General features: G+C 46.2%; 9 protein-coding genes. 5 read left to right on the top strand and 4 right to left on the bottom strand.

What is annotated here, in order from left to right:
• Window positions 1-4: 4 nt before the first annotated feature.
• Complete coding sequence (locus tag GL182_RS05565) at window positions 5-1585, bottom strand: sulfatase (protein WP_205603589.1); 1581 nt, start codon at window positions 1583-1585, stop codon at window positions 5-7.
• A 98-nt stretch (window positions 1586-1683) separates the two neighbouring features.
• On the opposite strand from GL182_RS05565, the gene GL182_RS05560 reads away from it, so the two are divergent.
• A complete protein-coding gene (locus GL182_RS05560; RefSeq protein WP_163378674.1) occupies window positions 1684-2580 on the top strand; it encodes a LamG domain-containing protein in 897 nt (298 codons plus the stop codon).
• 22 nt (window positions 2581-2602) lie between these two features.
• On the opposite strand, the gene GL182_RS05555 is transcribed toward GL182_RS05560, so the two are convergent.
• Window positions 2603-3814, bottom strand: a complete 1212-nt coding sequence (locus GL182_RS05555) for a PmoA family protein (RefSeq protein ID WP_240469688.1) — start codon at window positions 3812-3814, stop codon at window positions 2603-2605.
• Window positions 3815-4084: 270 nt separating this feature from the next.
• Between GL182_RS05555 and GL182_RS05550 the strand changes: the two genes are divergently transcribed.
• The 3 genes from GL182_RS05550 (at window position 4085) to GL182_RS05540 (ending at window position 10373) form a co-directional block, all read left to right on the top strand.
• Window positions 4085-6901 (top strand): M16 family metallopeptidase, encoded by a 2817-nt coding sequence (locus tag GL182_RS05550; protein ID WP_163378673.1) that lies wholly within the window; start codon window positions 4085-4087, stop codon window positions 6899-6901.
• A 64-nt stretch (window positions 6902-6965) separates the two neighbouring features.
• Entirely contained in the window at window positions 6966-8111 is a 1146-nt protein-coding gene (locus GL182_RS05545; protein WP_240469686.1) for a sialidase family protein, read from the top strand.
• A 78-nt stretch (window positions 8112-8189) separates the two neighbouring features.
• Window positions 8190-10373 (top strand): right-handed parallel beta-helix repeat-containing protein, encoded by a 2184-nt coding sequence (locus tag GL182_RS05540; protein ID WP_163378671.1) that lies wholly within the window; start codon window positions 8190-8192, stop codon window positions 10371-10373.
• A gap of 4 nt (window positions 10374-10377) precedes the next feature.
• Here GL182_RS05540 and GL182_RS05535 read toward each other — a convergent pair whose 3' ends face one another.
• A complete protein-coding gene (locus GL182_RS05535; protein ID WP_163378669.1) occupies window positions 10378-11559 on the bottom strand; it encodes a lactonase family protein in 1182 nt (393 codons plus the stop codon).
• 65 nt (window positions 11560-11624) lie between these two features.
• The gene (locus tag GL182_RS05530; RefSeq protein WP_240469684.1) at window positions 11625-13469 is read right to left on the bottom strand and encodes an alkaline phosphatase; all 1845 of its coding nucleotides are present in this window, start codon (window positions 13467-13469) and stop codon (window positions 11625-11627) included.
• Between the two features lie 198 nt (window positions 13470-13667).
• On the opposite strand from GL182_RS05530, the gene GL182_RS05525 reads away from it, so the two are divergent.
• The gene (locus tag GL182_RS05525) at window positions 13668-13991 is read left to right on the top strand and encodes a YtxH domain-containing protein (RefSeq protein ID WP_240469671.1); all 324 of its coding nucleotides are present in this window, start codon (window positions 13668-13670) and stop codon (window positions 13989-13991) included.
• Window positions 13992-14023 lie beyond the last annotated feature (32 nt).

The following is a 14023-nucleotide window of genomic DNA, read 5'->3' as shown; positions in this document are numbered from 1 at the left end:
CTGTTTAATAATTACTTTTCGGATGGATGACCCCATATTGGGTTTTTATTCTTTTCAAACGGTCCTTCAGACTGGTCTGGAGAGAGTCGTATTCGGCATGGTCGTAAACATTGTTCATTTCCATGGGGTCTTTTTCCAGGTCATACATTTCCCACTCATCGATTTCATAAAAATGCATGAGTTTATACCGCTCTCCGGTTACCCCTTCGTGCTTTTGTACGCTATGGACCCCTGGGAATTCATAGTAATGGTAATACAAGTAATCCCTCCAGTTGTCAGGCGTATTTCCCATCATTAGGGGAAGCAGGCTCCGGCCCTGCATGCGGTCAGGTGCTTCCACCTTGGCTATGTCAAGAAAGGTCTGGGCAAAATCAAGATTGGACACCAGGTCTTTATTCACGCTTCCTTGCGGTATTTTACCCTTCCATTGCATCAGTAGGGGCGTTCTGAACGACTCCTCATACATAAAACGCTTGTCAAACCAACCATGCTCTCCCAAATAAAAACCCTGGTCTGAAGTATAGACAATCAGGGTGTTTTCATCGAGCCCGTTCTCCTCCAGATAATCCATTACCCTCCCTACATTGTCATCGACAGAGCGGATGGTAGCCAGGTAATCGCGCATGTACCGTTGGTATTTCCAACGGACCAGCTCCTCTCCCTGCAGGTCCATTTCCTGAAATTCCTCAATGATGGGATCATAAACCGCATCCCAGGCCGCTCGCTGCTCCTCATTCATGCGGCCATAGGTCCGGTTAAAACTACCTTTGTTCTTGTTCTCTTCCGTCCATAGCTTCAAATCCGAATCCAATTGCATGGTTTCCCGAATGGTCATGTCCTGCTCTTTGGCGGCGGTTCCCCGGCTGCTGTAATCATCAAATAGGTTGGCGGGTTCAGGAAATTCCACATCCTCGTATAGCTCAAGGTGATCCGGCCCCTTTTCCCATTCCCTGTGTGGTGCCTTGTGTTGAAGCATCAAAAGGAATGGTTTTTCTTTATCTTTATTGTCCTCCAGCCAGGCCAGAGACTTGTCCGTAATCAGGTCAGAAACATAACCTTCTACAGCCCCGGTATCTGAGGCGGAAATAAAATCAGGATTGTAATAGTGCCCCTGGCCAGGAAGGATTTCCCAGTGGTCAAAACCCGTAGGAGCAGACCGCAGGTGCCACTTGCCTATCAGGGCCGTGGTGTAGCCGTTTTCTTTCAAGAGTTTGGGGAAAGTGATTTGGGTTCCGTCAAAAGTATCTCCATTCGTGCGGTGCCCATTGACATGGCTGTGTGCTCCTGTAAGAATGGTGGCTCTGGAAGGAGCACAAATGGAGTTGGTGACATAGGCCCTGTCAAAACGCATGCCCCCCCTGGCAATCCTATCGATATTGGGGGTAGGTGCCAGGCCTGCCAACCTGTCTCCATAGGCGCTGATCGCCTGGAAAGCATGGTCATCTGTGAAAATAAATAAAATATTCGGAGGTTTCGGGGCCGATGTCTCTTCTGCTTCCTGATTGGTGCAGGATGCGGCTGCCAGGGCAAAAGTGAATAAAAGGACAAAGCTATTGTTTACTAGAAAATTGACTTGTTTCATCATTTAGATTTATCAGGTAGAAAGGGTAATATTTTATAAATTTACAAAATTGAAAAGCAATCAATATAAAAATATTTCTTTTCACAAAGAAATCTGAACCAATGATAAGGAAAAGAATTTTTCAGTTTACTGTATGGCTGTTTATTGTTGTTGTACAGGCCAGCTTCGGAAGACAAGAAGCTACCCAGATATTGGCAGATAAAAATGGGCTGGTGGCAGTCTGGGATTTTAAAGAACGGGCAGGTATGGACAGAAAAGCGATAGGTAGGGGAAACTTCCCATTGAAAGAAATGAATGGTCCCGTTTCAAGAATTGAGGAAGGACCATTATCAGGTTTTGCTGCTGTTTTTGAGCAGGAGGTTTTTTTGGCTATTTCCCATGAAAACACCGGTGCCCTTAATATTCATGGGCAAATGCAGGAAATTACCGTTATGGCGTGGGTAAAGTGGCGTGGGAGTACAGGGTTTGTAGGAGGCATGTGGAACGAATATACCGATGGTGGAAAGAGACAGTACGGACTTTTTGTGGACCTTCCGCACTATAATGGTGCCAATCAGGTTTGTGGTCATGTTTCCGATACCGGGGGACCTACTCCTCCATTTCCATACAGTTGTGATTATTCAGCCAGCAGACAAACCCTCAGCCGGGACAAATGGCATTTCATCGCCTTTACCTATGACGGGCAGTATATCAAATCATATCTGGATGGGGAGTTTCAGGAAAGGGCACCTGAACCCATTAAAAATACCAAAGGTTTTCCGGGATTGCCAGACGGACTGGTCCATTCCAAAAATCCCTATTATTTCCCTGATGGATTGGGGGATAATGGATCGGATTTCACCGTTGGGGCCGTGGTATTGAAAAGGGGAATGGGGAATTTTTTCAATGGATATATTGGCGGACTGGCCATTTTTGACCGGGCTTTGGAAGCAGGAGAAATGAGGGAAATCCATCAGTTGACCATGTCGGGAAACACGAGAAGTAAGAACAAACCATGAAAAACCCGCATCAAAAAGGCCTTTAGTCCAGAATGGTTGCCTGAATGGGGTTCATCAGGTCATTCCTAATGTTGTCTATCACCCTTTCATCGGGCTCCCCCTGGTGTACATAGTACCTGAAGCTGCTTTTGAATGTTTCTCCCGGAGCGATATAAAATTCTCCATCTACCATGGGCGCATACACCCAGTAAGGCATGGTAGGATGAACCCTTATGGCCTGCGGGTAACGGAAATTATCCGGAAAACCAAATACCGTGCTTCCTGCGGTTTCTCCATCCACCTCACCAAAGGCAGCCACCCAGGCAGCATGTGTGTGATTGGCATTTTCATTGGTATAGCCCTCCGAAGTCAGGATATTCCAGGAATTGGTAAAATGAACCGAGTCCACTTCATTCCATTCCCTACTGCCCCTGAAACCCATGCCGCCATAATGATAATCCAAAACAAATAAGGTATCGTTGCTGGTATTTGTCTGCTCTGAATAAAGGTCAAACAGGTAATAATCGGCAGTAGGATAGACCATAACCCGCCATTTTTCCTCCAGGACTTCTCCATCTTTTAGGCTGATGTGGCGCAAAATACTTTCAAACAAAGCCGTATTCACACCTTCCTCAGAATGTACCAAATCCACATGTTCTACCGTACCGGTTTCCTGATGTTGGTTCCAGAAGTCTACTTTTTCACCTTTGAAACGGGTATTTACCCAGGCATTGAATATGGCATGTTGGTGGGTATGGCCGGCAGGAAAAGCATCTGTGAGTACCTGGCCATCAGGGCTGTAGAGGGGGTGGATCATGCCGCTTCTTTTGTAATAATCCGGCAAGGCCTCCTGCGGGAAGGCAGTCGAAGTTTGGTAAAACAACACAGGGTTTCCATCAATAGCTATTTCCAGCCCCTCCTCCGATGGGCTTATTTTCGGGCGGTAAGCTGTTTCCTCTTCACTGGTTGTTTGTCTTAAGGCATAATTTCCGATACTTTCAGCTGCCATGGAATCAATAAATACCAGTAGCTCTCCCGATGCCAGTACCTGTGCGGGAAAGGACTCCTGGCTGTCTTCGTTGACCAATTCGTAATTACTGCCAACGGGAAGTTCCTTTCCGGTAGAGATGAGTAAAGGGCTGTTCTTCCTTGCTACATCCCCACTTTCCAACGTAAACCGCATCAGGGGAGGAGAGGAGCAAGCGAATAGGACCATTAAGGTCAAAACATACCGGAAAGCAATTTTTAGCATCATGATACAAAGTTTGATATCACCGTAAATCCACCACATAATCCCCTATTCAATTGATCAGGAAAGGATAAATCCTGACGGGTTAGCAGATTTTAGATATCAAATATCGAAAGCATAAGCAGGATTTCCAATCCCATCCCTGTATATTATTTCCCCTGTCGATCAGCCTGCCGGAAAATGCCGCCATTTATCCGGATTTTTTTTCAAATGGCAGATAATTTTAGCATATTGACTGTCTTATTAAGCAATCAACTTTCTTTTTATTAAATACAGATGAAGAAAAGGCAGCAGTTAATATTTACCCTATGTTTTAGTTTACTTGTCTTTTCCTCTCTGGCACAGGTCGATTCCTCCAAAACCGTGCCCCTGGATGACAGGGTTAAAACCGGACAATTGGAGAATGGGATGCATTTTTACATCCAATACAATCCCAAGCCTGAAAGTAAACTAGAGCTTCGGCTGGTCATTAAAGCGGGGTCCATGCAGGAAAAGGACAACCAGCTTGGCCTGGCCCATTTTGTGGAACACATGGCCTTCAATGGTTCTGAGCATTTCGAAAAAAATGAATTGATCAGTTACCTGCAATCCATAGGTGTGGCTTTTGGCAGCGACCTGAATGCTTATACCAGCTTTGATGAAACGGTATACATGTTGCCCATTCCTACGGATGAGGAAGCAAAATTGAACAACGGCTTTCAGGTGATGCGGGACTGGGCAGGGGGATTATTGCTGGAGTCGGATGACATTGATGCAGAGCGGGGGGTAGTGGTAGAAGAATGGCGGACCGGACAGGGGGTGGATCAGCGCCTGCGCGACGCTTACCTGCCTGTATTGCTTCATGATAGTCGCTATGCTGAAAGGCTGCCTATCGGAGACATGGACATTATCCGCAATGCGGAGGAAAGTGTGATCCGGGAATTTTATGAAGATTGGTACCGTCCCGATTTAATGGCCATCGTGGCAGTGGGGGATGTAGCACCGGAAAAGGTAGAGCAATTGATCAGGGATTATTTCGAAGGGTTGGAAAATCCGCTAAATGCTCCGGAAAGAACCTATCATGAGGTACCGGTACATGAGGAAAATTTTGTTAAAATCATTACCGATGAGGAGGCCCCTGGCATTCAGGTTCAGTTGTATTACAAACACCAACCTGAACCAAGCCGTACCTACGGGGATTATAAAAACCGGATCCTCAGAACCATGTTCGGGGGCATGCTCACCCAAAGGTTGGATGAGATCAGGCAAAAAGCAGATGCCCCCTTTATCTTTGCAGGAGCCAGGTATGGCAGCCTGGTGAAGGGATTGGAGTTTTTCACTACCTCTGGTGTGGTGGGCCCAGGCAAAGCCAAAGCCGGATTGCAATCCTTTTTGGAAGAAAACCAGCGCATTGTCCAGCACGGTTTTACGGAAAGTGAATTGGAGCGGGTGAAACGTTCGCTGTTAAACAGTGCTGAACGGAGTTTCAAGGAAATGGATAAGGCAGAATCCCGCTCCCTGGTGGGGAGGTATGTCTCACATTTCCTGAACCAGAGTTTTACAGAAGGTCCTAAGCAAAGGCATGAGATTTATCAGGAAATGATTCCCCAAATCACCATACAAGAAGTGAATGAATTGGCGCAGCAACTGATAAGACATGACAACACCGTGGTGATCATCACCGCCCCTGAGAAGGACAGGGATACCCTGCCAGAAGAATCCGAACTCCTGGCTTTATTGCAAAAAGCACAGGAGATAAAAACCGAGCCGTATCAGGAAAAGGAATTGAGAGAGGAATTATTGCTTAGCCTGCCGGAGCCGGGAAAATTAGAGACCATAGATACCCTGGCATCTGTGGAACTGGTCACAGTACTTCTGGAAAATGGGCTGAAAGTCCATTTCAAGCCTACCGATTATAAAAATGATGAGATCCTTTTTACCGGATCCAGTGAAGGCGGAACTTCACTTTATCCTGAAGAAGACCACTACAGTGCGGCCTATGCAGGTACGGCAGTCAATGTCATGGGGATCGGGGATTTCTCTCCTTCCGATTTAAGAAAGGTGTTGGCCGGAAAAAATGTGCAGGTGACTCCCAATATAGGTACATATAGCGAAAATATTTCCGGGACCACTTCGCCCAGGGATTTTGAATTGGCCCTGCAACTGATGCACCTCTATTTCAGCAGCCCCAGAATGGATAGAGATCTCTGGGACGTCTTTTTGACCAACCAAAAAAACCAATTGGAAAGTGCTGCTGTCAATCCTGATTTCCAATTCAATAAAAAAGTAAATGAGATCATCAGCAATGGTAATCCAAGAGGTATGGGGGTTTATTCTCCGGAACAGCTGGAAGCCATTGATGTAGCACGCAGCCTGGAAATCTACCGGGAGCGATTTGGAAATATTGCTGATTTCGAATTCCTTTTCACGGGTAATATTGACCTGGAAACGACCATCCCACTGATAGAACGTTATTTGGGAAGTTTGCCGGGTAACCTGTTGGAAGAGGCGGAAGAATTCAAGGATTTGGGCATCAGGCCTCCCCGGGACCAAAGGGAATTGGTCAGGGTAGGGGTGGATGATAAAAGCCAGGTAATCCTTTATTTTAACGGTGAAACACCCTATGACCTGGAAAAATCCCAGCAATTCTCCTATTTGGGTGAAATATTGACCATTAAACTGATCGAAACCCTGAGGGAAGAAATCGGTGGCGTCTATGGAGTCAGTGCGAGAGGTGCCCTGAGCAGGGTTCCGGAGGAAAGGTTTAGTTTTACCATTACCTTTCCTTGCGGACCGGATGCTGTTCAGAAATTGACGGATGCCGTTTGGGAAGAAATCAAGAAAATTCAAGAGCATGGCCCTGAAGCAGAAGATCTGGAAAAAGTCAGGGAGACCAAACGCATATCCCTGGAAGAAAACTTAAAGCGCAATGGGTTCTGGCATGGACAGCTCAACGCAGCCATCAGTGGAGACCTGCCTTTAGATACCGTCCTGGGGGCCCCTGAAAGGGTTTTGGGCGTCACTGGCAAACAGGTGCAGGAAGTAGCACAAGAGTTCCTAAAGGAACCCAATTTGCTGCAGATCATCAGGTATCCGGAGGGTTATGAAGAATAATGCTGTTGAGCTAAATGTTCACAGGGACATCCTATAAGAAATTTGAAATTTATCCGCCATGGTAATGAGCTTAGTATTCTTTTTTTATTTCAGTATCTTCCTAAATTTCATACCCCCTGCTGCCTCATCAGAAAAGGAAGAACTGGATCTTTTTGTCAGCGGTGAAGGGGGTTACCATACCTACCGGATACCCTCCCTCATACGGGCAATGGATGGTACTTTGCTAGCTTTTGCGGAAGGTAGAAAATCAGGTAGTGGAGATACGGGAGACATAGACTTGTTGGTAAAAAGATCCAAAGATGGGGGGAGAACCTGGTCCGGGCAGGAGGTATTGTGGGATGATGGTAACAATGTCTGCGGTAATCCCAATCCGGTTTTGGATGAAACTACCGGAGAAATTCATTTGCTTTTAACCTGGAATCTTGGGGAGGACCATGAAGGGGATATTATCTTAAAAAAGAGTAAAGATACCCGCCGGGCTTTTGTCATGAGCTCAGCAGACCATGGAGAAACCTGGTCTGAACCAAAGGATATAACTAAAGATGTCAAGCAACCCGAATGGGGCTGGTATGCTACCGGTCCCGGAGTCGGTATTCAAATCAAAAACGGTCCCCACAAGGGAAGGTTGGTTATTCCCGCCAATCACAGTTATGATGATCCGCAGGGAAACGTAAGGGGAGGGAAATACGAATATGGTGCCCATGTGATTTACAGTGATGATCAGGGACAATCCTGGCAGCTGGGCGGAGTAATCAAACCCAAAATGAATGAAAGCCAACTCATAGAGATGGCTGACGGAAAAGGCACCTTGCTGATGAATATGCGCTCTTATTTCGGTAAAAACAGAAGGGCTTTATCCCTAAGCAGGGATGGAGGTCAATCCTGGACGGATCCGGTAGAAGCAGTGTCACTGGTAGAACCGGTCTGTCAGGCGGCATTTTTGAGGTATGCCTGGCCTGAGGATCTTTCAGGTGACCTGGTGTTGTTTTCCAACCCGGCAAGTACAAAAAGAGAAAACATGACCCTAAAACTGAGCAGGGATAGTGGCAGGACCTGGGACGCCTCCAAAACCATTCATGCCGGCCCTGCTGCCTATTCCTCACTGGCAGTCTCACCAAATGGAGAAATCCTTTGTCTTTACGAAAGGGGTGAGGAAAGCCCCTATGAGAAAATCAGTCTTTTCCGGCTCAGCCTGGATGACATTCAGTAAAGAAAGGGAGATGATTCCATTTTGAAAGTTAAAAAAGCGATGATTATTGATATTACAGCACCAGGAACTTGGCGGAAGATGGGTTTCATCTTTTTAATCTCCTCCTTTACAGCAGGCCTGCTTATGGGGCAAACCCCTTCCGCTGATTCCATTCAGCCTGTGATACCTATAAATGGTCCGGGCTATTATGGAAAGGCAGGCAGTACCTATGTATTGACCCGTGACATACATGCCGAAAAAAGTGCCCTTTTTCTGGGCAAAGACCTGACACTGGATCTGAATGGCCATACCATTACCTTTGCAGCAGGGGCATACGATACCCTTGAAAACGGAGGCTTCGAAAGGGGGCTGCAAGGCTGGGACCTGTCGGAAGCACCTGGAGCAGTACTGTTGGATACCAGAAAATCCCGTCCATTTGTGGGTGAGAAATTACTTAGTCTGCAAAAAGGGGACGAAATCCTTTCCTCCTATATTGATTTGCCTTATGCGAATAGGTCCTATTATGCGATTTGTGGCATTACGGGTAGAATTTTCAGAGACATGGGAGGAGATCTGGCCAATGAGATGAAAATCAGCCTGATGGTGGAAGATGAACAAGGCAAGGTAGTAGAGGTGATGACGGATTATGGGTCAGGCCCGGTAAGCAGCAGTCCTGCCTTTAATAAAAGTCCTCGCCTGGGGGGCGGTTTTATTGCAGCGCACCTGCAAGGTCTGCCTGCAGGTAAGTACCGGATCCGGGTAAGGGCAGAAACAGATTGCCTGGTAGATGAAATTGGTATTTTTCCGGCATTTGATGTGGGCATTGGAATTGTGGGGAAGACACATCCCAAAGGGCTATACGAGCACTTGTATGAAAACCACCATGCTGCCTTTTATGATTATACGGAAGATTTCCAAATAGGAACGCCATTGCCGGAAATTGCCCAGGTGAACGGAAAGGGCACAGTCACAATCAAAAATGGCACCATAAAAGCAGGGTCCCGGGGGGTGATGACATGGGGCATCCAATCTACCGCTGAAGACGTGGAGTTGATTTTGGACCAGGTGACAGTCATCAATCAGGGGATCAATGCTACTGCGGTGGATGTACCGCAAGCCCGCATCAGCCATTGCAGGTTTGAAGTGAGCAATCCCCAATTGATTCACCGGCATGGATCGCAGCATTATGCCGTGGACCTGAGAGGTACTGGAGCCTCAGAAATAGCCTATTCTTCATTTTACGGAGGGCAGGGATGCCTGGTATTCAAGGGAAAAAAGTCATCCATTCACCACAATACTTTTGTAAATCAACAAAGGGTAACCAACCATTACAGCATCATGGCCATGGGTGACAGCTCCCTGATTTATGAAAACAATATCGTTCCTGAGATCGGTTCGGGTATAGAGATTTTCCGTCACAAGGGCATAGAAATATTCAACAACAAAATTAGGATAGCAGCTTCCCCACCGACCACAGAATATGGCAAAGAGGAGTATAGCACGGCTGCTATTAGAATTGCCGATTACCGGGATACTCCGGGATCTCCTACCGGGGCTTTTGGAAATAAGGTTTACAACAATACCATCGAAGTGTTTGGAAGGAATTTTCCGGAGCACCCGGAATATACGCCTATGGCCTGGGCCATTTTTTACAGTGCCAGCGCAGGAGACAATATTGTTTTTGGAAACCACATCACGGTGGATCATCCAGATCCCAGCCCTTCTTCCGAGGCGGCCGCTTTCTATATCGGGGGAGGGCTTACAGGTTTTGGAGGAGAGTTTCGGGACAATACGGTCTACACCAACGTTCCCGCAGCCTGGATAGGATGTCGGTATGGCGGAACCGTCAATACCCGGCTGGCATACAATCATTTTGTCAATACCAGTGGCCGGGAAATGGTGCCTTACCGGATGGGCTGGGAATCCTGCGAGAGCTGCTATGCCAAAGATGTAATCTTTATTGGGAATAACTATAGGCAAATGGAATTTGGTATTGACCGTACTGATCAGCCTCATTCCTATCAACGGCAGATGCCCCTGAAGGTAATTTGGAAGGGTGATCCCAAAGCCATGCCTCCCATCCGGGTGGAGGAAGCGCATGGCGAACTCATCTTACGTGGGCAATTCAACGAAGAGGCTTTCTGGCAGTCCGAATTATTGCTTGAATCTTATCGGCAGCCCCATAAAACCCAAAAGGAAGGTTATTGGCTTGTGGTGGGCGAAGAAAGGCAATATGTATCTCCTACCACGGAGCAGCCCATCATTTTTGGAATGGATGAGTAGCCATTTATTTTAGAAACAACTGTTCGATAAAAACAGCCCTGGGTATGGAGATGCTTTTTCCGGTCGGTTCAGGGATGCCGGTCTGATCATTAATTCGAAAAAAAACGACATTGTCGGTTTCCATATTCGCCACCAAAATCAATTCTCCTTTTTCATCTACCTTAAAATTTCGGGGATGTTGACCTCCGGTGGGAACATGTCCCTGAAGGCTAAGCAGGCCGGTTTCCTGGTCCACCTGGTAGATGGCCAGGTTATCCTGACCCCGGTTGCTGGCATAGAGCCAACTGCCATCCACTGACAGATGGATATCTGCAGCGGCATTGTAATCTGATTGGATCTTCGGTGAAAGCATTTCGACACGGCCCAATAATAAAAGGTCACCGTTTTTTGGCTCTATGGTGTAAATGCCCACTGTATTGCTCAGTTCTTCCACGGAATAAGCGAAGGGAAGGGCAGGATGGATGACAAAATGCCGTGGACCTGAACCAGGTTTGACAGGAAAAACTTCGGGATCTTTTTTCACGCTGCCTTTTTTGAGGTTGACTTCGTATTTCAAAATCTGGTCAATGCCCAAATCCGATGCGTAAACCCATTTGCCATCCAGGGATGGAATCATGGCATGCATGTGGGGTTTGGTTTGGTTGGGATGAACACTGCTGCCTTCGTGTTGAATAAAGGAGACGGCCTCACTGATACCTCCTGATTCCAGAATTTTGAAAGTAGACAGGTTGCCACCCTGATAGTGGGAAACAAATACTACCTGACCGGTAGGATCTACGCTGATGTGGCAGGGGCTGGCACCTACGGAAGAGACCTGGTTGATCAGGTTGAGTTTCCCGGTTTTTTCATCAATGGCATAAGCCCCAATGGTACCTGCGGGATCATTTTCATCTTTCCCTTCCCGGTAGGCAGCATATAAATATTTTTTCTCAGGGTGCAGGGCCAGAAAGGTAGGGTTCTTTTTGTGATGGACCGTTTGGACCGTATCTGCACTGAGCTTGTCCCTATCGAATTTTAATACATACAATCCCTTACTGTTGTTTTCACTGTAGGTTCCAATATATAAAATCTCGGTAGGGCTTTGCGGCATGGCTAAATGGGGGTAAAAGATGAAGGATAGGAAGACCAGCAGCATACGTAATATTCCAGGAGGGTAGGTAGCTTGCTTGGTAAAATTTTGTTCCATGGCTTAAGGTACGCTTTTTTTGTGAATTTCAGATGCTTTGTATGATTTTGAAGCAGGCGAGCAGACTATTCGAGGTAGCGTTGAATGGCAGCTATGATTTTATCATAAATCGCCGTATTTTCATACACTCCCCTGAAGGTATCCGACTGCGGACCATAGGCAAATACTGGTACCATGATCCCGGTATGGTCTTCAGTCGAGAATTCCAGTTCTAATTCCTGGCGGCCCAGATTACCCTGGGGAAGACTAATACCACCTGTTTCATGATCAGCCGTTACGATGACAAGTGTTTGCCCATCCTTATCGGCAAAGCGCAGGGCTTCGGCTACAGCCTGGTCAAAATCTATCCCTTCCTCTATAACGGTGCCGACCTCATGGGCATGTCCTCCGGAATCGATATAGGCTCCTTCCACCATTAGAAAGAAAGGCTGCTTTTTGGATTGGAAATAGTCAAGACTGGCTTTAGTGGCATTCTTCAGATAATGCTTTCTTCCCTGCATGACTTTGGGGAGTCCCTGGTTGGAAGCAAAATAGCCCACCCTGGAAGCATTGCTTGCAGCCAGTTCCTCCAGGGAGCCAGCCAGAAAAAATCCCTGGGCTTCTAGTGTTTTGGTTTCGTCAGTACCAAACCTCATGAAATCATTTTTACCGCCTCCAATAAAGAGGTTGAGCGAGCTTTCGGACAATTCGGCAGCAATTTCCCGGATCAGGTCCCGATCTGTCTGGTGGGCATAAAAAGCGGCAGGAGTGGCTCCCGTCACATTATCGCTGCTTACAATTCCCGAATGGAAGCCATGGGATTTTAAATATTCCGGTAAGTTTTCGGCTGCCGATCCATCCGGAAGGCTGCCTACACTTCGGTTTTTGACCTTTTGGCCCGAAGCCAGGGCTGTACCTGCAGCAGCAGAATCTGTGGTGAAATCATCCGCAGCCTGGGTTTTGATCAGTCCCATATTTTTCAATTGGGTGATGGTAAGCTGATTGTTATTGGCATACATGGTGGCAGAAAGTTGGGCCAGCCCATTTCCGTCACCAATTAACAAAATGATATTTTTAACCTTTGAAGGTATGCCATCCGTTTCGAAAGTGGGTCGGTATATTTCGCTGACATTAGGGCTTTTATACAGCCTCTCCGGCAGGCTTTTCAGATAAGAATCAGCTGCGTATGGCTGATCGGTATTGATAAAATCCACGCCCATTTCGCTTAATGCCTTCCAGGCCGTTTTGCTGTCCGGGCTTGCCCAAAACCTAAAAGGCTTGCCAAAACCATGTGCGATTTGGATGGGCTCTTTTAATTTCTGAGCATCCTCGTCGGTTATCCTTCCCTTGCCGTTCCACCGTGAAAATCTCCCAAAGCTCAAACTGAACAACTCAATTTTTTCAAGCGGCAGGTTCAGGGTGTCTTCCGTACTCTGGTAATCAAAAAACACCGGAAAGGGATATTTGTGGTAATCCTCTTTGGCAGGACGGTTTCCGGAAACCACGATTTTAACAAAGGGTTGGGTTTGGTCTTCCCATAAAGCTCCATAGGGTGCGATATCTTTCAGCAGTTGTTCCATGGTCGCATAGGCCTCGGTTTTAAAATCTACCAAAAGCATAAACGGTTCCTGCTTCCCAATACCCAGTTGTTTGGCTTTCAAAATGGGATCCAGGTAAAGGGAAGTTAAGGTCTGGTCCTTTTTGATGCTTTCTTTTTCATGGGCTACAAACAAGGTGTCATTCATTAAAATGACATCTGCTTCAATAGAAGCTGCTCCTGATGCATAGGCTTCCCAAAAAGGAACATTTTGTAAATAGTCGTTGTGGCTGTGGATTTTGGCTTGCTGGGCAACCAGCCTGAAAAGCAGAAAAAAGAACAATAAGCAGGTAAAGCTGCAGGTTTTGAGACGCATAAGTGGAAAGAAATTCATGAAGGTTTATTTTCGTAAAAATACCATAATGCGAAGGATTATCTTTACGGGCTTTGGTTAAATTATCGTCAATTTTCAGTATTTTTTAGATTGATATGGATAATCCAGGTAAATTTTGGAGTGGATGATGAGAAAAATAAATTTATCGCAACTTTGGTATAAATCTTGTAGTTTAATATTATTAGAAAGTCTTCTGAAATGGAGATGAGTTTTTCAAATTTTAAACCATTAATATCAGATATTATGAAATCAGCGAAAATAATTTTAAGCGCATTAGCAGGAGTAGCAGTAGGAGTTCAGATTGGATTATTGATTGCTCCTGAAAAGGGAACTGATACCCGCAAGAAACTGACCAAAAAAGGCGAAGAATATTTGAAAGACATTAATGGGCAGATTGATGGCCTTCTGAAAGGAATGAACGAAAAAATGGAGAAAATGAACAAGAACATTGCTACCGTTGCGGAAGAGACCAAAGCAAGGGGAAAGGAACTTTTGGCAGAAGCTAAAGATAAAACCAAGTAAATTGTACCCTTATTTTAGAGGTCAATGAGCAT

It is taken from the genome of Cyclobacterium sp. SYSU L10401 (genome assembly GCF_010993705.1).
GTDB lineage: Bacteria > Bacteroidota > Bacteroidia > Cytophagales > Cyclobacteriaceae > Cyclobacterium.
The sequence above is the reverse complement of the archived record's forward strand: the minus strand, read 5'-3'. Positions and strand labels throughout refer to the sequence as shown.